We start from the raw sequence: 20669 nt of genomic DNA on the forward strand, positions 1-20669 counted from the left end.
TTTTTGACTTTAGCAAAAACAAAATACCATAACAAATACTAAATATCGTTTATGGAACCTTCTTAACGTATGGTAAAATCAATTTTTTTAATTGATGTATATATAGTTTAAAATTCTTTAACAAATTCATTATGAAATTCTACACCCTAAAAGTTGCATCATATCTTCACAGAGTCATAGAATTAATCTGTGGTCGAAAGTATGTAAAGAGCTGCTAGAATTCATTACTGAGAATACGAAGAATAAAGGAAGGAGCCGAAGTAAAAGCTAAAAAAATTAGAAAAGGAAAATGGAGAGATGAATTAAATGTTAAAGATCATCAAACATTTAAAACCATTTGTTGCCTCAATCATTGCAGTTATATGTCTATTATCCATACAAGCCGTATGTGATTTATCACTGCCAGACTATATGTCTAACATTGTAAATGTAGGTATTCAACAAAAAGGTGTAGAAAATGCAGTACCTGGGGTTATCCGTAAAAGTGAGCTCGATAAACTTACACTCTTTATGAATGAAAATGAGAAGAAAAAAGTAGATGACAACTATGTACTTTTAGATAAGAACAATCTTTCTCAAAGTGAGCTGAAAAATGACTTAAAAGATTATCCGCAGCTTGATAAAGAACCGCTTTATAAGCTACATACAGAGGATAAAAATACAATTGACAAACTTAACGATATATTCGGGAAACCAATGTTAATTACACAAGGAATTGAAAAAGGCGGCTCATCTGCTTTCACTGCGCCAGGTAATAACAAAGCACCGGCGAAGCTTCCGCCAAATACAGATCCGTTTGCAGTAATTGCTAAACTGCCTCAAGATCAAATCGATGCAATGAAAGAAAAGGCGGATGAAAAGTTTAAGAATATGCCAGGCAGCATGGTAACACAGTCAGCCGTTTCATTCATTGAGAATGAATATAAAAAGATCGGTATCAATACAGATAAGCTTCAATCCAATTATATTCTTACTTCTGGCGGAAAAATGCTGCTTTTATCCTTAGTAAGTATGGCAGCTACCGTTATCGTGAGTTTACTTGCTGCAAAAGTAGCTGCTGGATTAGGTAGAGACCTTAGAAAGAAAGTATTTCGGAAGGTTACAAGCTTTTCTAATGCAGAGTTTGATAAGTTTTCCACTGCATCTCTAATCACAAGAAGTACAAATGATATTCAACAAGTGCAAACACTTATGGTTATGCTGCTTCGTATCGTATTCTATGCACCGATTTTAGGCATAGGCGGAATTATTAAGGTACTTACTACAGACCTTTCAATGGGATGGATTATCGCAGTTGCAGTTATCGCGATTTTAAGCTTAGTCATTGGTCTATTTAGCATCGCGATCCCCAAGTTTAAGAGTATCCAAAAGTTAGTAGATAAAATTAACTTAATCACTCGTGAATCTTTAACAGGTATGCTTGTGATTCGTGCTTTTAATAATCAAAAGCATGAAGAAAAGAAATTTGAAAAAGGAAATCAAGATTTAACAAGAACCAATTTATTTGTAAGCCGTTTAATGTCATTTATGATGCCGATGATGATGCTTATCATGAATGCCGTTACTGTACTTATTATTTGGGTAGGATCACACCAAGTGGATATGGGACATATGCAAGTTGGTGATATGATGGCGTTTATGCAATATACAATGCAAATCATCATGGCCTTCTTAATGATTTCTATGGTATCCATTATGGTTCCGCGTGCTTCTGTATCCGCACAGCGCATTGCAGAAGTTTTAGATACTGACCTTTCTATTCATGACGCAGCGGAGCCAAAAACATTTGCTTCTGACAAGAAAGGCTACGTTGAATTTAAAAATGTTAGCTTTAAATATCCAGGTGCAGAAGAAGATGTGCTTTCCAATATTACCTTTACCGCAAAACCTGGAGAAACGACAGCTTTCATCGGAAGTACAGGTAGTGGTAAATCAACATTAATCAACTTAATTCCACGCTTTTACGATGTCACAAGCGGCCAAATATTAATAGATGACACGGATATTAGAGAAGTATCTCAAAGCGAATTAAGAGAGAAAATTGGTTATGTACCGCAAAAAGGAGTTCTATTCTCAGGTACGATCGAAAGTAATTTGAAATACGGTAAGAAAGAAGCAACTGAAGAAGAACTCGCAAAAGCGGCAGAAATCGCGCAAGCTATGGAGTTTATTAACGCGAAATCTGAAAGCTTCCGTACAGAAATATCACAAGGTGGTACGAACGTTTCAGGTGGTCAAAAACAAAGACTTTCTATTGCGCGTGCTCTTACGAAAAAATCGGAAATCTTCATATTTGATGATAGTTTCTCAGCTCTTGACTTTAAGACAGACGCAGCCTTGCGGAGGGCTTTAAACAATGAGATTGCGGGAAGTACTATTCTACTTGTTGCCCAAAGAATAAGTACAATCATGAATGCAGATAAGATCATTGTACTTGATGAAGGAAAAATAGTCGGAACTGGTACTCATGAAGAGCTTATGGAAAACTGTGAAGTTTATAAGCAAATTGCTTTATCACAGCTTTCAAGAGAGGAGTTGTCATCATGAGTGATAAAAAAATAGAAAATAACAGACAAGGTGGCACTGGTCCTGGCGGCGGTCATATGGGCGGCGGCATGAGAAAGATTGAGAAGGCAAAAAATTTCAAGGGAACGATGAATAAGTTACTTCAATACCTAAAGCCATATAAGTTCTCGATCGTAATCGTCATTATTTTTGCAATCGGTAGTGCGGCCTTCGCAATCGTAGGTCCAAAGATTTTAGGTAAAGCGACAACAAAACTTTTCGAAGGACTCGTAGACAAAGTAACAGGCGTGCACGGTGCTGCCATTGACTTTACCTATATCGGAAACATTGTCATTTTACTCCTTGGATTATATATAGCGAGCACTGTGTTTGGCATTATCCAAGGATATATCATCTCAGGAGTCGCACAAAAGGTATCTTATAACTTCAGAAAAGAAATTGATGAAAAGATCAACCGTATGCCGCTAAAGTACTTTGATAAAACGACACACGGAGAAGTATTATCTAGAGTTACGAATGACGTAGATACTGTGAGCCAAACTTTAAATCAAAGTATGTCGCAAATCATCACATCCGTTATTACAATCATTGGTGTACTCATCATGATGTTATCCATAAGCTGGCAAATGACATTAGTGGCGCTGTTAATACTGCCAGTATCCATGATGCTCATCATGGGAGTCGTAAAGAGATCACAAAAATACTTCAAATCCCAGCAAGAATATTTAGGGCACGTGAACGGTCAAGTTGAAGAAATTTATAGTGGTCACAATATCGTAAAAGCCTTTAACAAAGAAGAAGCAGAAGTGAAAAAATTCGAAGAGGTGAACGATACTCTTTACCACTCCGCATGGAAGTCTCAATTTTTATCCGGTATGATGATGCCAATTATGATGTTTATCGGGAATATCGGTTACGTCGCTGTCTCGATTTTAGGCGGCTGGCTTGCGGCAAAGAGAACCATCGCAGTTGGAGATATTTTAGCCTTTGTGCAATATGTTAGAAACTTTACGCAGCCAATCGCTCAAGTAGCTCAAATCGCGAACGTACTCCAATCCACAGCAGCTGCTGCAGAAAGAGTTTTCGAATTTTTAGAAGAAGAAGAGGAAATGCCAGAAGCAGAAAATCCAGTGAGGCTGCAAAAAGTTCAAGGAGAAGTTACATTCAAGGATGTTCAATTTGGGTATAATCCAGATAAGATTATCATCAATAATTTCTCAGCTCATATTCAGCCTGGACAAAAAGTAGCAATCGTCGGACCAACCGGAGCAGGTAAAACAACAATCGTAAAACTGTTAATGCGTTTCTATGACGTAAACAGCGGTGCGATCTGTATAGACGATCACGATATAAAAGACTTTACGCGAGAAGACCTGCGCAGCATGTTCGGCATGGTACTGCAAGACACTTGGCTATTTAACGGTTCCATCATGGAAAACATACGTTACGGTAGACTGGGTGCAACCGACGAAGAAGTGATTGAAGCAGCGAAAGCAGCTCACGTTCACAGCTTCGTAAAAACATTACCAAATAAATATCAAATGGAACTAAACGAAGAAGCAAGCAACGTATCCCAAGGACAAAAGCAACTACTAACAATTGCCCGCGCCCTTCTAGCGGATCCGAAAATACTCATACTCGACGAAGCAACAAGCTCCATTGACACTCGTACAGAAGTGCTGATTCAAAAAGCCATGGAAAACCTCATGGAAGGCAGAACAAGCTTTATCATTGCTCATAGATTATCAACAATCCGTGATGCAGATTTAATCCTTGTCATGAAAGACGGGGATATTGTAGAACAAGGTAATCATGAAGAGTTATTGAAGGCTGATGGTTTCTATGCTTCGCTTTATAATAGTCAGTTTGAAGGTGCGGATGCCTCTTGAGTTAGGTGGGATTAGGGTGTCCCAAAAGTCCATTTAAATGACTAAAACCCACGGAGAAAATTCATTTTCTTCGTGGGTTTTTATCATTGTAATCACTTTTTCAGTGCCTTCCTATGCTATGCATAAGTGTATTTTGTTATTTGTTATTCACATACGTATCAAACCATAAATGAATATATCCAGCTGTAATACGCTGTGCTTCCATTAAACGTTTTCCTGTTACCGGTGTTACTTCAGCACGCCATTTGTCAGCAGAGTCTTGTGATACCGTTGCTTTTAGGAACCAATTTTTTGTATTATCATTAACAATTGATGGAAAATCAGCCTTTGCTGCTGATGCTGATGCATGAACCCACTCTTCTGGATTTGCACTTTTCCAATTCCAATAGCCATCTCCATCTGTTACTCTATAATTGTCCTTCACTGTATCAACGAAGTTTTCATATTTTGAGTGGAAGCCAAATGGATGCGAAATGTTAGTAAAGTTTGCTGCATGCATTGGTTGGTTGACATCCCCTAAATAATGAAGTGATAATCCTAAATAAAAGAATGCATTTTTCATATCTTTATTTTGATAAGCTTCACCAGCTAATTTAAAATACTTTGCTCCTGTTTGCTTTGCTTGTTTAGCAAATGGAATATACGTTTTTCCTGAATCAGGATCATAGAAGTGTGAAGCGAATGTGGAATGATCATAGTATGGGTTTTTATAATCTGCAGAATAAATACCTTCCTCTAGATTAGTACGCCATTCATTTAATAGAGCTGTCTCATTTTGCTTCACTACAGTCGTATTTTGGGACATAATATCAATAGCTCTGTTGACAATCCATAAATGAGAACTTACTCCTTCATTATGTATAGATTCTGCTGACCATCTTTGAGCAATAGGTGGATCAAATTGCCCATCATTTTCATGTGCGAACGCCACGCTCTGAACAGGAGCTGTTAAAGCAATTACAGAAGCTATAGCAAAAATTTTTCTTTTCATAAATATTCCTCCATTTGATATATAATTTAAATTTATTTCATAGGGTCTTCTCTTACCTTACTGAAAGACACATTACATATTAATAAGTACAGTTATATAAATCTAAATGTAATAGATGCTCTATGGTAAAGGTACTAATTCATAACCAGCAACGCTTTTAGGAGCAGAAATCGCCCACCTTTTCTCGTGATCTGAGCCTGGGTATTGTGCTATCTGTACTTGGAAAGTTGATGTAACCCCATAATAAGAGTTCTTTGGATCTGCACTGTACCAATCACAAGGTCTACCAAATTTATCTCTAAGAATCTCGGTGGTGCCTGTTGCTAAGTTTATTTCCTTCGAATTTACTTTCTGAACGATTAACTTGCTTTTTGATTGGTCGCTAAAATAAATCCAGCCAGCATCCTTTGCATTTATATATTTTTTTACTCCTCCTGCCTCAGCATTTGGTCCACCAATCCACATTGACATGGTAACTGGCGTATTATGTCTTATATATCCATCACTGTTTAATCCATCTGGAGTTTCAAAACTTATAGGTGTACCATAGTACTCATTGCCTTTTGTATCTTTATGTATTTCCGCTGATCCATAATAAGATGCTTTTCTATACTGAATTGCATAATGCCAACCAGCGTACTTCTCATAAGTTACTCCAAATCTATTCTGACCTACAGGTGCTATACGTTGTGAAGGATGAACTCCCACCACGTCCAAGTACTTATTTATTAATATATAGTCTTTATTTGTAGTAATTGGATCACCATAAATATCAAGTATACGATCTTCTTCCTCTGCATAAGCAGAATTTGTAGGAAAAACAGTAACTATCAAACTAAATATTAGTGCTAAAAATGCAAATATAGACAGTTTTCTTTTCATAAACATACCTTAACTTCTCCTTATTTTCACTAATGGTTTTACTATCTGCGCGCATCTTCTACTAGTAGATAAGCCTCATCCTAGCTAACAAATCTTTCATTTCTCTTTCATAAATGTTACAAAAGTCTTTCAAAGGTCTGACGTATTTGCTGATGAAACTAGCACACAAAGAAGGAAACCTGCATGTTCATTAGCTTTATCGTTAATTTATTTAATTATATATATAAATTATATATAATTATGCAATATTGCATATCGAAATGTATTGATATTAATGTAAGCGCTTACTATAATAAAAGCATAAAGATGTACCACATCTTAACACATAAAAAGAGGAGGAAATAACATGGCAATCGCAATGGCAGTTTTAAAATTTGTAGGTGGAGTACTTCCATTCGTACAAGAGCTTTTAAAAGCATTTATGTAAGTTTATTATTCCGCAATTATTTATAAAAATTATCATACAAATGATCTGTATATCAAAGATGGATTGATGTGCAGATCATTTGTGTGAGCAAACTTTAAACAAGAAAAAGAATCCCAAAAGGAATTAAGGGATTCTTTTTTATTTAATTCAATTTTTTCTCGAATATTAAATTATTCTTTGTTAAACAGATGAACAAGGAATAGCAAAAGTCTCTTATTCATTACTTTTCGTCGTTATATACGATTAAACGAATTTACTTTACTAATAATGAATATGTTCCCTTTCTGTTTTCCTCTTCAAAAAATGCAACTACATAATACTTCCCAGGTTTCGCTTCAAATTTCCCTTTCATATTATTTCCATCCGCTTGACCCGTAATGACAGGATTTCCTAAATCTGATTCGTAATATACATCCCATTTTATTCCAATTCCCTGTTCATCTATAAAGGAAATATCTACTTCTTTTGGAGATGTAACATTGAATGTGTACATATACGCCATATTAGGCATATCCATATTTCCTTTGAAAAGCTTATTAAAACGAATTGCCTTTGCGCTGTCATATCCATGACCTACTGGCTCATCCTTTTTTACGGTAACCGTTGTTTGTCCTCGGCCTACGTTTCCTTTATTATCTTTCACTGTTAGCCTTGCAGTATATGTTCCCTCTTTTCCATATACATGAGTAGGATTTGCTTCTGTACTTGTTGTACCATCGCCAAAATCCCAGAGATACGAAACAATTTTTCCACCTGTGCTTTCTGTACCATCGCTATGAAACTCAACTTTTTCATTTAACATCTCATTGTATGGTCCATTCATATTTACTTTAATCGTCTGTTTTTCTTCTTCTCCCGTTGCAACACCATGGAATACAACATCGTATTCAAATTGATTGTTCGCATTCACACGATAATTAACAAAATACGCTGTAACTGTTTTGTAGCCGCTCCATTCTTTTTGCGCTAACTGTTCTAAAGATTGATTGATTTGCTTGCTCATCGCTTTCCAATCTTCAGATTCTCCTTTTGTTACGCCACCTGTATATGTTCCTTCTAATGTAAACGTATCAAAGAATTGAGACTTATGCTTTGTCATTGTTGCATCTTTTATACGTGCCACATTTTCAATTTCTTTCTTTACATCAGCTAGTGGCTTTGGTGCATGTTCAGCTAAATAATCATCTGATACTTGTGGGGTATTATATGTATCTTGATTATCAATTAACTGCTTCATATAGTCTTGGTATTCTTTATTTAAATTTGGATCCTTACTTAAAGCTTCACGATATGCATCGTAACCCTTCACATCATTTGCACGAATTAAATCTTGAATCTTATCGAAAGTTTCAAATTGATGAGTATATAAGTAAGACTGCAGTGCAAAAGAATAATTATAAAAATCCCATGATCCATATTTCGAAAATAATGTTCGTTCTGCTGTATAACGTTCTGCAGGATTAGATGATAATCCTTTAATTACACTTTTGCGCGGAACAACGTTATTCGTACGAGTAGATCCCGCAAAAAATTCTGCATTTCCTTCATCAAACCAAGTCATACGTTCATTTTGATATAATTCTCCTTGTCCCCATGCTCCTGGAACTTCGTATCTTGCCTGTAAATAGTGTGTAAATTCATGACGGAACAATTCTTCTAAAGTATAACTACTTTGCTGTGGTGTACGTTCATATGTAAAGAACGTTCCTTTTCCTTCAATGTAAATGCCACCATTATTCGTATCATATCCATATAGTTGGCTATTTCGTTTATATTCATATGGATCATTATAAATTACGATTGTCAGTACATCATCAGCTTTCCCTGATTCTAACGCCGCATCATTTCCAATTACACGATGATATTGCGCTTTTACTTCTTTAGCAGCCCAATATAATCTCTTAACCTTTTCTTCCGTTACTTTATCTCCTGTTTTAAATACAATAGAACCGTCATCGAATGTATACGTTTTTGGTAAGTATTGCTGTTGGCCTTCTTCACGTATTTTCTGTAAATCTACTGTATTTCCGTTATAATCTTTTCCACCATAGTTTGTTGAAATTTGCTCTACCGCATTAAAATAAGCTTCACTTAAACGAGGGTACATATGCATTGCTTGTGTAAGTACTTCTAAAGGTTTATTTGGATTACTATGGAATTTCCCTAGACGACCAGCATAATAAACACCATTATTAATTAACCAGCTATTTTCTGGTGTTACATGATTCAGAAGAGCCATTCGACTGATTTCATTTATGAAACTATCAATTTTCCCATACCATATTGTTTCATCCGCTTTTTTACGTGTCTCATTCAAGTAAGACTGCATATCATCATCAATCCCTTGTATGAGATTATACATGGCAGCCCCTTTGTTCGGATCACTTACATATGTAGAAATATTATCGTTATATTGTTTTAATATATTCCCTGCATATTGAACTGTTTCAGCATCACAAGAAGCGTTATGAATTAATTTACCATATGCAGATACCACTTTATCCTGTTTATCTGTACCAAGTTTAAAATTCGGATTTCTTCCAATTTCTTTTAATGCCGGTAAACATTTATCATGGAAGCTTCGCTCATTTAAATAGTTTAACTCTTTATTATTAAAGCCTAAATAAAAACCGCAATATAATACTTCAACAAACGTCTCAATCCCTTTTGTATCATCTTTTGTAAATGTGCTTCCACGGCGACCTAATTCATCAATAATAACTTGTATTCGCCCTTTATTTTGATAAAACGCTTTTGTTTCTTGATTAAACTGAGATAAATCTGTAATTTGATCCCAACTAACATTTGCCAATGTATCAATTAATTCGTCATCACTCATTCTATTCAGCTCTGCCACAGAATACTTTTGCTGAAATTGTTTTGCCGCTGCTCGTTTCACGACCGGAGCTGGACGTTGTGAAAAATCGCCTACTTTTAAACGTTCTTCATAAGACAACGTTTCGTCTGCTTTTGTAGAATGTGCAATTTCATCCGTTGAAGTTTCTATCCCAATTGGTTTCTTTTGTAACACATTATAAGGTGTATTTTCTTCCGCTGATACTTGTGTTTGAATACTTCCAAATGATAAGGCCACTGTACTAATGCCGAGCATCATTTGGGTAAACTTTGATTTCTTGTTCATAACATTTCCTCCATTTATAAAATCCTTAAAAACACATTATTAATATAACATAATATAAAATATGATATTTCATATTATTTCTGTACACTAGAATACTATATCAAAAAGAAAATGATACGTTTTGATATAATTCGAACAAAAAAAGGCACTCTACTGAGTGTCGAATGAGTACCTTTCTGTGGTTTATAATCTTATTGTTTTAAATCAAATTGAATATGCTAAATGATAAATATTTTGTAAATTACTTGAGCCTTTTGTAAATTATTTAATCCTATAGATTTAGTACGACCAGGTTCATTGTAGTAATATAGATCAACAATATCATATCTGTATAGGAATCTACCAGGATAATAAAAGTTATCTCTATATGCTAGTGATAATGAAGCTGAGCTTGATTTTCTGTTTTTCACTTAGATATAAGAGTTAATAAAATACCTACTGGATAATCATATGTTTTTCTTAAATTAGATTTATGCAATCTCTCCCTTTTTTTATCATCTCTACATGAATACAAAAGATGAAATTATACTATACATTGCTAATACTTTTTACTTCCGACTGAAATAAAATCACCTTCGACATGTACATCTTAGTTTAAATATGTTTCAAATGACTTTCATAAATGTTACAAAAGTCTTTCAAAGATCTGACTTCTTTTCTGATGAAACTAATAAACAAAAAAGGAAACCTGCATGTTCATTACCTTTAATGTTATTAATATAATTCAATCACACTCTGTATATAGATTCCCTTTATTAGGATATGCAAAATTGCATCAAAATATAGGTTTAAATAAGAGGCGCTCTTATAAATAACTAGCTGTAAAGAAATTTTTTTGTTTAGGGTCTACTTAAAACTCTTAAGTTGATGTAAATTCATCTACAATTCTATTGCTCTAACTGGTGCGATTCTGATGATTTAATTTAAAAAACAAAAAAGGATGTAAATAATAATTCACATCCTCTTTTGTAACTCTAATTTTCATTAGAACACTGCATTCTATTATCTTCTTTCAAACAGATTTCTATGAATTCAAATAAACCTTTTGCCTCAACAGAACGTTTTCCCCAATCATGCCAAAAATATAGCACTTGTCCTACTACTCCAGATTCTGATGGATCTGTATCAATACAAAGATAATCCCCACCACCATTTTCTGCAATTGGAATCCACTTAGAATTCCAAAGAACAGGTTTAAGTTCATTTTCAATATTCGACTCTAAATCATCTGGATCGAATTCATCCTGTAGAAATGTCCAATTGTCTATAATTTGAGAAGTTGGGGAAAGAACCAAATTTCTTACAAAAGATTCAACCCCAGGTTCCCAAATTTGTCCGTTATACACCCTGTAAAAACTTTTCATTTCTTTAGGAAGTGTAATACCCAGTGTAGTTTCAATTAACTGAAAATCTTCATCACTTGCACCCGGTTGGAGGTTTAATGTTTTTTGAAAGTTCACTTCAAGGCTTGAACCTCTATTAATTATACGTTTCCATAGTAATTCAGCTTGATTTATCATGTCTTTTCCCCTCCGCTTATATCTCAAAAAATCCAATATAAAAAACACACAATTACTATTAATCTAAGGTTTTGAATTATCCCCATAACGAAAACTTAATTAATCGGTATATACTTCTTGAATCCCTTACTTATAGTGCCATTATAACCATTTTTAGAAAAGAATTTATGTGCTTCTATTCTATTTATACTACTTAATAGGATAATTCTTGTGGATTCCCTTGCAATTGATAGCCGTTCTACATGTTTTAGTAACTTTTCACCTATCCCATTACCTCGAAAATCTTCATTTACAATCACATACTCTAGAACGGTATATGGTCTAAATTGATATCCAGGATCAAGACAAAAAGTCATAAATATACTTCCTTTAACTTTACAATCTTCCTCATACACAAATAAGAAATTATTAGAATCATTCCTTATCTGCTCAATTCTTTCTGGTAAAACCTTAATGTTTTTACTATGTGGTGCTAATTTTTTATATAGATTTTCAATTACATGACTGTCTTTTGGTTCAGCTTCACGAATCATATAATTCCCCCCTCTATTAACATAGATATATCAACGATTCGATCTATTCTAATAGTTCATCTTTTGACTCTATTGTATCCTAAAACAATGCTTTTTTAGTACAATTCAGATAATAAGATGGTAAAAAAAAGAGAATAGAAGGGATGGCATTTTTGCTTTGGGGTATTTGTTTTTCTTAACTTGATGGGCATGCGGTAGGACCCCTAATGGAAGGTAGGAATTAGAATAACTCTCCAAACAGATCTTTTAGATTAACCTATGTATTTCCGCGGTTAATCTATTACCTTCTACCTTCATAAAGATCTGTACCAGTACATTATTCGCATTTTCAAATACTAAATCGAAATAAGGATACGCTATAGTTGCATCTCTGCCTATAGGTACATAGCCAACTGGCTTTGAATGACTATATCTTTCTATCATTTTTAATCCCGCTTGATCCGCTGCATTATAAAGTGTAGAAGAAGTTTGACAAACCCCTCCTCCATAACCATCTACTAATTTTCCCGCAACGATTTCTTTTCCAAGCTGATATCCTTTATCAGGTGTTGTATCTCCTATTAAAGCATTAAAGGAAAAACGATCACCTTTTCCTAATATTACACCATTAATAGTATTTGCCGACAAACGAATGTTTTCTATCTTACCATTAGCTGTGCCAACTATGTCCGTCACATATTTTCCAATTACTTCGCTATTTCGATTTGCATCTTTTGATTGAGCAATAGGCCGTTTCTTAACAATTGGCAATGCACGGGAACGTTCCCACATTCCCACATCCATTAAATCCTCTACTAACTCTTTTTCAAATAATTCATATGAAGGCTTTCCTTCTTTCCATATTCCATCACTAGTCATACGAGAAGGTATCATTTTTTGATCAATCTGTTTGCCTATTTCATTAGCGATTTTTTTAATATTTAATTTATATTGATTTTCATCTTGAAAATATCCTAATGAAGTTAAATTTATTTGTTTGACCATTTTTCCACTAGTAGGATCTACTAAATTTATCTGTGTATCCCCAATGTCTTTTATTCCTATAGATTTCTCGCCTATATCACTTACTAAAGATGCTTCTTTAACCTGAGATTTACATCCAACTAATATAATGGCGCAGAGAGCACTAAGCACATACAAATGTCTTTTACGTAACAATTGATTCCCCCATTTCATTATAATGTTTTCTCGTTTTTAATTATTTGATTAATTATTTTTTATATTGTGTCTGTTCATCGATTCTATAAAAAAAGACATCCTCAAGGGCGCTTTCTTTCAGCTATTTGCATGAGAACCCAAAATAATACAACTAAATACCACAATTAGAAATAAAATTACTAAACATATTGAGAAATATTTCATAAGAGACTCCTTTTTGATATGATGTGCAAAATATATTCTCATAAATTAAGTCAGGAAATAACCACAAAAAAGAATTATTACCCCTATATTCTTACGTTTAAAGTCCTATTACTTTTACTTATTAAAGCTACTAACTAATCAATTCCATTGCTACCTCTTTCGCTCTGAACACTTTTTTGTATTGTTTAAATTCTTGTTTATCAACTCGAAATTTTTCACCAGTATCCATGTTTTTTACTAGATATGTTTTAGCAGTATATTCCTTTATTAAAAAATAAAAGAAATATATCCAGAAAGATAATGTGAAAGTCGAGAGAGCTAAGAATACTCCCGTAATAAACATTACAATTTCCAAACCTGAATTTACTCGTTTTAAAACATCTTTTTGTCCTGTTGCTGCTTGCTGTAGTCGTTGCATGCGTTGTAAAGATGAAACAGTATCATAGCTCATGAAAAACCTCCTTTAAACGAAATGCTATTTAGAACTTTGATTTGTCTTTAGGGATGAGGAGGCAAGATACTTAAATTGATAATTATTTTTCTTACTTTTTCTCTTTTATTTTAATCTTCGCGTCTTCATAGAATTTTAGTTTTCCCTCATTATACTCTTTAGTATATTGATTGAATTTTTCTTTTTCTTTTAGCGTTTCCTCGTTTAATGTATTGATAGTTTTAACTTTCTCACCAATCTCTTTTAGTTTTGTTTCTTTACCTTTTAACTTTTCATAAAGTTCTTTTTCAGCTATTAATTCCTCTTTATAACTATTATTTATTTTTTGAAAAACTTCATAGCGATTTTTATAAACTTCTTCTACTTTTTCCGCTTGATTTTTTAACCTTTTGTCCTCAATTTTATCTATATAACTATGAACTGATGCGGTTTCTTTTTGGGCTTTTTCTAATACATCCTTTTCATCTTTTACCAATTTTTCACGTTCATTTACAGTTGCAATGGCTTGCTCTATTTTTTGTATTACTCCCTCATTTTGCTCTTTCCCTTCTTGTATAATTTGATTATACAATTCCTGTTCTTTTGTTTCTAACTGCTCAAATGTTTTTACATTATCAAATAATGCTTTTTCTTGATTTGCTGCATTTTCAAAAGCTACATATAATTGATCTTCGGGTTTTGCCCCCAAACAACCACCTAGAAATCCAATTGATAAGATTCCTATTAATACCATTTCCCTATAAATCAATGTTAATTCCTCCTATGATGTTATATACGTTTATCATGCCAAAAATTCACTGAAAAATGCTCGTCTTCATGATACGCTTCAAACTCATATCCTTTTTCTTTTAATCCTTTTATAATAGCTAGTACCGCAGCAACAGATTGTGGATGAATATCGTGCATTAGAATCACTTCTTTGGACTGGTTTGCATTTGTTAGGACATTTTGAACAATCTGAGATGAAGCGGCATCAACTGGCATCTTATTATACTTCCAATCTAAAGAATCAATAGTCCAATCCCATACTTTTAAATTAGCTTCTACTGTTCTATTTCGAAGTGCTTCATTTAATCCTGGCATGGATCCATATGGAGGACGAGTTAGTTTTGGGGATTCTTTAATAATATTTGCTATTAAACCTTGATCTTCTTTCATTTCATTTACATATTCGCCACTTGTATATAATTTTTTAAAATCATGTGTCATACTATGCATGCCCACATAATGCCCTTCTTCCTTTTCACGTTTCACCAACTCTGGAAACTGTTTTACATTTTCGCCAATTAAGAAAAATGTTGCTTTCACATCATTTTCTTTTAAGATGTTTAACAAATCAGCCGTATATTTACCTGGTCCATCATCGAAAGTAAGATAAACAACCTTTCTCTCCTTACCATTAAAATGGGTTGGTGTTGCTTTTTTTATTTTAATTTTTGGTTGTTCACTTGCTAGCTGTACAGTATTTTCTTGCTTGGCCACAGCTTTTGCAGGTGAATTAATCGATTGAAACATATAATAACCAATTGCTATTGCAACAATTGCTACTATTGTAATTATTATTTTTTGGGTATTACAAAAATTTCTCATGAATCAAATCCCTTTCTTGATAAATCTCTATATCAACATACACACATACATAAGTGTGTATGATATCTCCAATCACTTTTAGCTAACAATACATATGATGTAACTTAAAAATTTTTGAGTTATTTTGTTGCGATATAATTATAAAGTGCTTTTTTCTTTTTTCTCATCGTGTAGAAAAAAGAAAAAAGCAGCATCCTTTTGTGGAATTTCACAAAAGGATGCTGCTACATGAATTTTTGTAACTTAAGATCCAAGTATAGAACCATTTTTTGATTCGGATCTTTTAAATCGATTTCACTGATTTCACAGATTCTTTTAAGTCTATAGCTTAGTGTATTGACGTGAATATTTAAAACTTTAGCTACTTCGCTGGTATTACTGTCATTGTTTAAAAATATTTCCAACGTTTCAACAAGATTACTATTATATTTACAATCATACTTATGGAGCTTCTGCAATGCTTGGTTTTCATACTCCTCCTGCTTTCTTTGCTCAAGTAGAAGGTCAATTAATTGATAAATCCCCATGTTTTGATAGCCATGAATATTAGCTGTGTCGGAAGGAAATTTTTCCTTTATAGATAATACGATTAATGTTTCTTTATAAGCTTTACTGATTTTTTGATAATCACTATATACACTGCTGAACGCTGGTTTGATAGATTTAATTTCATATCGTTTTTCCATCGTGTTAACAAATCTTTCGACGAAATTGTTAATTTCATGAGAAGGTTGACTGAGATTATCTAACGAAGTAAGAAGAATTAACTTGTTACGATCAATTGTATAAAGTAGAATTTTCAAATGTTCGCTTGTTTTTAACAAATAAGAAATTTGTTTTTCTTTTTCACTCGTAATTTCTTGTTCAAAATGAAATACGACAACGTTAAATAAGGAAGCCGGCGTAATATGAAGTACCTGAAAGTTTTCAATAATTTCCTCATTTGTTTGTATATGATTAGTTAGTAGCTTCCAAAAAAATTCTTGTGAACGTTCGTCCTTTTTATTTTTTCTGGTTTGGAGCTGAAGAAGCTTACTTTTTACAGCTTCAGCAGATTTTTTCATCAAGGCATAATCTTGTTCAGTTAAAGAGCGCTTGATTTCTAAAGCCCAAATGAATCCCAGTACGTCCTCTTTATTCCAAATGGAAATCGCAACTCTGTCACCGAGGCCAATATTATCTATCTTTTTTACGTGAATAGGTTCACGACTTTTTAAAAGAGTAGGAATAACCCCCTCTTTCCATAAGTTATTAATTACTTTTTCAGGTACACGCCTACCCATAATAGTTGCAATTCTTGCAGAGTCTGTTCTTTCGTCATGGGTACTATATGCAAGGAGACGATGATTTACATCTTCTACTGTAATAGGGCATTGCAGAATTTCACTGATTATATCAGCAAACTCTTCCAAATTATCGAAGGTGACTTTAAGAGAATTATTTTTCATATATGTCAAGATCCATCCGTTCTATTTAAAATATATTTTCGTATTTACTTTAAAAGAAATTATCTCTTGTGTAAATTACTAAAATAATAACATAATCCCGTTAGCTTTTTGCAAATGTAACGAGACCGGGTTTTATTAACATGATTTTTTCAACAATAGCAATATTTCTATTTGTTTTATTGTGTAGGATTGAACTTTATTCTTTTTAGATTTGAATTGAGGAATGTCATTCTGCTTCTTAAAAAACGTAAAAAAGCAACTGCGAGGTTTCTCAATATTGACACCTCCAGGTGAAAATGTACAATTTTTTTGTTTTGGGGCGTTATAAAATTCTTAAGTTGATGGGAATGTGGTGCTACCTCTGTAATACTATTTGCTTTATATATTTCCAATAAGGATTCAATGATACGAGTAGATTACGTTCTAGGCTACGTAATGATAGTTTTGTTTTTCACTACGATGTTCGGTTTGAGGATTGTAAAGAGATTTGACCAGTAATCGTGAAAAAGGAACTACAATTTATTTGTAATGATTTATATAATGAGGTGTTGGTATTATGACTAAAATTCAAATAAGCGAACTTCCTAAATCTGTTTAGCACGTACTTAGAGTAATGCGTGGCGAAGAAAAATTAAAACAACGACAACGGATCCAGCCAGTAGATTTTCATTCTTATAAAGCTGAAGAGATATTCCCAAATAGTCCTGAAATGCAAAAATTCTTTAATAAACAAAAGAAAATGAAAGCCATCAAGTAAAATAAGCTTGGTGGCTTTCATATTTTGTCACGGACAAGAAAGAAGCTTCTTTTGTAATCATCAGAAGAATGTTAAAATTAAGATAAAAATGTAAAGGTTGGTGAAAAATGAGAATCGTAATAGGATATCTTCTATTAATCATTAATTTTATTCTGTTATTGCCATTATTAAATCGGATTATTTTTGAAAGAATCAGCCCTTGGGACACCATTTCTTTTTTCTGTCCACTTATAACGGTGTTAGTTATAACTTTTCTGTTAGGAAAGAATAGAGTCCGAAACATTCATTGGAGAGTCAACCTTATAGGACATATTATCATCGGTTTAACCCCAATTTTCTATTTCTTGTATATTTTTATGTTGCTCAGCTGATCAAATCTTCCCAAACAATCCGGAAATGCAAAAATTCTTTAAGGGGTAGCACGCCATGCCCATCAAGCTTAGAAAAACAAATACCCCAAAACGAGAAAATTGACATCTTTAGGTAAAAACATTCCACATTATATGTGATAAAAAGAGGATAGATAAAGTAGAAACCTTATCTATCCTTTTCTGTACTACAAATACTTAAGTTTGCTACCCCTTACAGAAAAAACTGAATGAGTTTTTAAATGAGCATAGTGACAAATAACGATAATGAGTGAGCATAGATGAAAAAAATAGGTGAATATTACAAAATTAATACGTTATAATAATTATATGTCCTATGTGACAATGATATCATTTATTGGAACAATAGATAGTTTATTTATAAGTGAAATTATGAAACTAGTTCCATGTAGTTTATGTTGGTATCAAAGGATATGCTTATATCCGATTTTCATAATGTATATTGTATCTTTAATAAAAAAATATTCTCATGCAAATGAGTATATTAAGTATTTCTCTGGGATAGGATTACTTATTTTTTCGTATCAATACACAATACAGATGACGCATACCAAAAGTGCTTTTTGTCATTTGTATGAAGATTTCTCAGCTGTTGATTTTATTTTTCAAAAATTTATAACCATCCCGTTTTTAGCAATATTAGCTTTCTTGTTAATATTTCGTCTCACGTTTTTTGTGAAAAATTCAAAATGAATTTTAATCTAAGGAGGTATTTATATGAGTTTAAGAGAACATGCAATGCAAGAATTTCAACAGAAAATGTCTTCAAATGAGAATATACAAGGTATGATTTCAGCTTATTATGAAATGCAAAGCGGTATATCTGGCTATGGGAGTTCTACACCTATGAGAGGTATTCTAGCTTACACGGAACGACAGCTTTTATTTTATAGCGAAATATTTGGCGAGCTTCCTATTTCATTACAGATACCTTACCATAAAATTCATAAAATAAAAGAGAAAAAACAACCTTTTGCCTTTTTTAAAACGATTCCTTCTATTGTTGTTTCCCATCAAGATCAAGATGTTTTTTCAACCCGCGGAAATGAAGAGGAATTTATACACTTAAAAGATTTTTTTGAAAAAGTAAAAGCTCTGTCCAATTAATGGGGTAGCGTCAGGATTTTGTGCTTTTACAACGTTAAGCATATTTTTCTAGCAATTATCCCAGTTACTGTAACCTGACTACTTATAAATCCTTTTATTTATATGTATAATTATATAAAATTACAACATTTTGAATCGAGGTGACAATTATGAGAAGTTTAGGTTCATTAGTAACCTCTACTATATGTTCAGTAATCCTTATAACTTGGAATGCCTATACCTTCTATGACAAATTCACAACCGGAAATACATATTTTTGGATTAGTGGCATCATAGGTATAATGTTCCTTCTATTCTTTATCAGAGACATGCGAGATATCATCAAGAAGAACTATAGAACTTCAACAGATTAGGAGCGAATACATATGTGGAAAGAGCTTAGTAATTACAAATATCATTGTATGGGGATTCGTTTTATCTGAAAACATAGTAAAATGAAAGCGTTTCGAAAATAAATCCGATTATGAAACATAGAAAAACCCCCTGCTTTTTGAACAAAAAGCAGGGGGTTTTTCTATTTATTTCTTCTCCATCACAGCAAAGTAATTCTCTTCATGATCCGCAAAATTAAACACTCTACCGGAAGGCATATTTACAATTTCTCCGACTGTGATATTTTTATTTAATAAGTTGCTACGTAATTCATCAAGATTTTCTGTGAAAAACATTAGAGAAGGTGTACCAAGATTTAACCCAGGTGACATTTTAGCAACCAATTCCTTATTGTGCAGAATGATGCTTGTTTCTGCGCCCTTTGTTGGAGCAATTTCAATCCATCTCATTCCTTGACCGTTATTTTCTTCAGAAACTACAGTAAACCCTACTTTTTCTGTCCAAAAATCCACTGCCTCATCTTGGTTATTTACATACAACATAATTTGACCAACTTTATGAATCATAGACTTCCCCACTCCCTTATATAAGTAAATACCAAACCCGATGCTTCTAATTCTTTCCATCGCCAAGGTTTCTGAAACCCCGTGACAACTTAATAGATACGCCAAGAAATGAAAACTTCCTTCTAAAAGAAACGGAGCATTTTCGTTTAAGTAGGAGATTATAAAAGAAAGATAGAATATTAACAAAATATTTTATAAGGGGGTATATAATTGTCAATTTCAAAAGATACTGCCAGCTACATGATTCGCACAGGAAAAATAGAAGATTCCGAGGCCATTTTAGACATACAGAAATCCGTTGTTTCCGAAGGCAAGTTTCTCATTTCGTTATCCGAAGAATTTAATAAAACGTCATCCGAGCAAAAGGAATGGGTACAAGGCGTATTGGAGAATGAAAGAGAAACATTACTTGTTGCTGAAAAAGATGGTGAAGTGGTTGGCTGGATCGTTTTCCTTAGCGAAAATAAAAAACGATTGTCTCATACAGGTTCCTTTGGAATCATGATCAGTAGAAATTACAGAGGACTAGGAATTGGGACAATGCTACTACAAGCTTTATTAGACTGGGCAGAGAAAAATCCTCTCATTGAAAAAGTAAGTTTAGGAGTTTTCTCAACAAATCATAGTGCAATATCGTTGTACAAAAAGATGGGTTTCATTGAAGAAGGACGTAAAATTAAGGAATTTAAAATGAATGATAATGAATATGTAGATGATATTCTTATGTATAAATTCGTTTAGTGAAATTTTAACCAC

General features: G+C 33.3%; 17 protein-coding genes and 1 pseudogene. 7 read left to right on the forward strand and 11 right to left on the reverse strand.

The features are described from left to right. Positions 1–306: 306 nt before the first annotated feature. Positions 307–2547, forward strand: a complete 2241-nt coding sequence (locus tag MHH45_RS11465; protein WP_016131654.1) for an ABC transporter ATP-binding protein — start codon at positions 307–309, stop codon at positions 2545–2547. After that, a complete protein-coding gene (locus MHH45_RS11470) occupies positions 2544–4415 on the forward strand; it encodes an ABC transporter ATP-binding protein (RefSeq protein ID WP_088094454.1) in 1872 nt (623 codons plus the stop codon). Before MHH45_RS11465 ends, MHH45_RS11470 begins: the two co-directional genes overlap by 4 nt. 136 nt (positions 4416–4551) lie before the next feature. Here MHH45_RS11470 and MHH45_RS11475 read toward each other — a convergent pair whose 3' ends face one another. Further along, positions 4552–5406 (reverse strand): phospholipase C, encoded by an 855-nt coding sequence (locus tag MHH45_RS11475; RefSeq protein WP_016113382.1) that lies wholly within the window; start codon positions 5404–5406, stop codon positions 4552–4554. 120 nt (positions 5407–5526) lie between these two features. Next, positions 5527–6294 (reverse strand): hypothetical protein, encoded by a 768-nt coding sequence (locus MHH45_RS11480; RefSeq protein WP_016113381.1) that lies wholly within the window; start codon positions 6292–6294, stop codon positions 5527–5529. Positions 6295–6528: 234 nt separating this feature from the next. On the opposite strand from MHH45_RS11480, the pseudogene MHH45_RS11485 reads away from it, so the two are divergent. Continuing rightward, positions 6529–6715: pseudogene (locus MHH45_RS11485) on the forward strand (hypothetical protein). 253 nt (positions 6716–6968) lie between these two features. Here the strand turns inward: MHH45_RS11485 and colA are convergent. The 8 genes from colA to MHH45_RS11525 all read right to left on the reverse strand — a co-directional run bounded on the left by colA (position 6969) and on the right by MHH45_RS11525 (position 16761). Then, positions 6969–9857, reverse strand: a complete 2889-nt coding sequence (gene colA / locus MHH45_RS11490) for a collagenase ColA (protein ID WP_016113380.1) — start codon at positions 9855–9857, stop codon at positions 6969–6971. Between the two features lie 974 nt (positions 9858–10831). Beyond that, positions 10832–11377, reverse strand: coding sequence for an SMI1/KNR4 family protein (locus MHH45_RS11495; protein WP_003195646.1), 546 nt, complete (start codon positions 11375–11377; stop codon positions 10832–10834). Positions 11378–11472: 95 nt separating this feature from the next. Next, on the reverse strand, positions 11473–11910 hold the full coding sequence (locus tag MHH45_RS11500) for a GNAT family N-acetyltransferase (protein WP_016113379.1): 438 nt from the start codon (positions 11908–11910) through the stop codon (positions 11473–11475). A gap of 246 nt (positions 11911–12156) precedes the next feature. Next, on the reverse strand, positions 12157–13086 hold the full coding sequence (locus tag MHH45_RS11505; protein ID WP_077295245.1) for a VanW family protein: 930 nt from the start codon (positions 13084–13086) through the stop codon (positions 12157–12159). A 316-nt stretch (positions 13087–13402) separates the two neighbouring features. Further along, complete coding sequence (locus MHH45_RS11510) at positions 13403–13723, reverse strand: hypothetical protein (protein WP_003195641.1); 321 nt, start codon at positions 13721–13723, stop codon at positions 13403–13405. Positions 13724–13814: 91 nt separating this feature from the next. After that, positions 13815–14456 carry a YkyA family protein gene (locus MHH45_RS11515; protein WP_374220972.1) on the reverse strand — a complete coding sequence of 214 codons (642 nt, stop codon included), beginning with the start codon at positions 14454–14456 and terminating at the stop codon, positions 13815–13817. 35 nt (positions 14457–14491) lie between these two features. Next, positions 14492–15313: a peptidoglycan-N-acetylglucosamine deacetylase gene (locus MHH45_RS11520; RefSeq protein WP_016113376.1), complete on the reverse strand. Its 822-nt coding sequence runs from the start codon at positions 15311–15313 to the stop codon at positions 14492–14494. 224 nt (positions 15314–15537) lie between these two features. Continuing rightward, positions 15538–16761 (reverse strand): PucR family transcriptional regulator, encoded by a 1224-nt coding sequence (locus MHH45_RS11525; RefSeq protein ID WP_016113375.1) that lies wholly within the window; start codon positions 16759–16761, stop codon positions 15538–15540. A 1470-nt stretch (positions 16762–18231) separates the two neighbouring features. Between MHH45_RS11525 and MHH45_RS28065 the strand changes: the two genes are divergently transcribed. From MHH45_RS28065 to MHH45_RS11540, 3 genes are all read left to right on the forward strand, one after another. Then, entirely contained in the window at positions 18232–18600 is a 369-nt protein-coding gene (locus MHH45_RS28065; protein WP_414848195.1) for a disulfide bond formation protein B, read from the forward strand. Between the two features lie 24 nt (positions 18601–18624). Then, positions 18625–19014: a GRAM domain-containing protein gene (locus MHH45_RS11535; RefSeq protein WP_016113374.1), complete on the forward strand. Its 390-nt coding sequence runs from the start codon at positions 18625–18627 to the stop codon at positions 19012–19014. A 149-nt stretch (positions 19015–19163) separates the two neighbouring features. Further along, a complete protein-coding gene (locus tag MHH45_RS11540; RefSeq protein ID WP_077295241.1) occupies positions 19164–19367 on the forward strand; it encodes a hypothetical protein in 204 nt (67 codons plus the stop codon). A 165-nt stretch (positions 19368–19532) separates the two neighbouring features. Here MHH45_RS11540 and MHH45_RS11545 read toward each other — a convergent pair whose 3' ends face one another. Next, complete coding sequence (locus MHH45_RS11545; protein WP_016132973.1) at positions 19533–19913, reverse strand: VOC family protein; 381 nt, start codon at positions 19911–19913, stop codon at positions 19533–19535. Between the two features lie 210 nt (positions 19914–20123). Here MHH45_RS11545 and MHH45_RS11550 point away from each other — a divergent pair, with 210 nt between their 5' ends. After that, positions 20124–20654 carry a GNAT family N-acetyltransferase gene (locus MHH45_RS11550; protein ID WP_016113372.1) on the forward strand — a complete coding sequence of 177 codons (531 nt, stop codon included), beginning with the start codon at positions 20124–20126 and terminating at the stop codon, positions 20652–20654. The last annotated feature ends 15 nt before the right edge of the window (positions 20655–20669 follow it).

The sequence above is a fragment of the Bacillus sp. FSL K6-0042 genome (assembly GCF_038006685.1).
Lineage (GTDB): Bacteria > Bacillota > Bacilli > Bacillales > Bacillaceae_G > Bacillus_A > Bacillus_A pseudomycoides.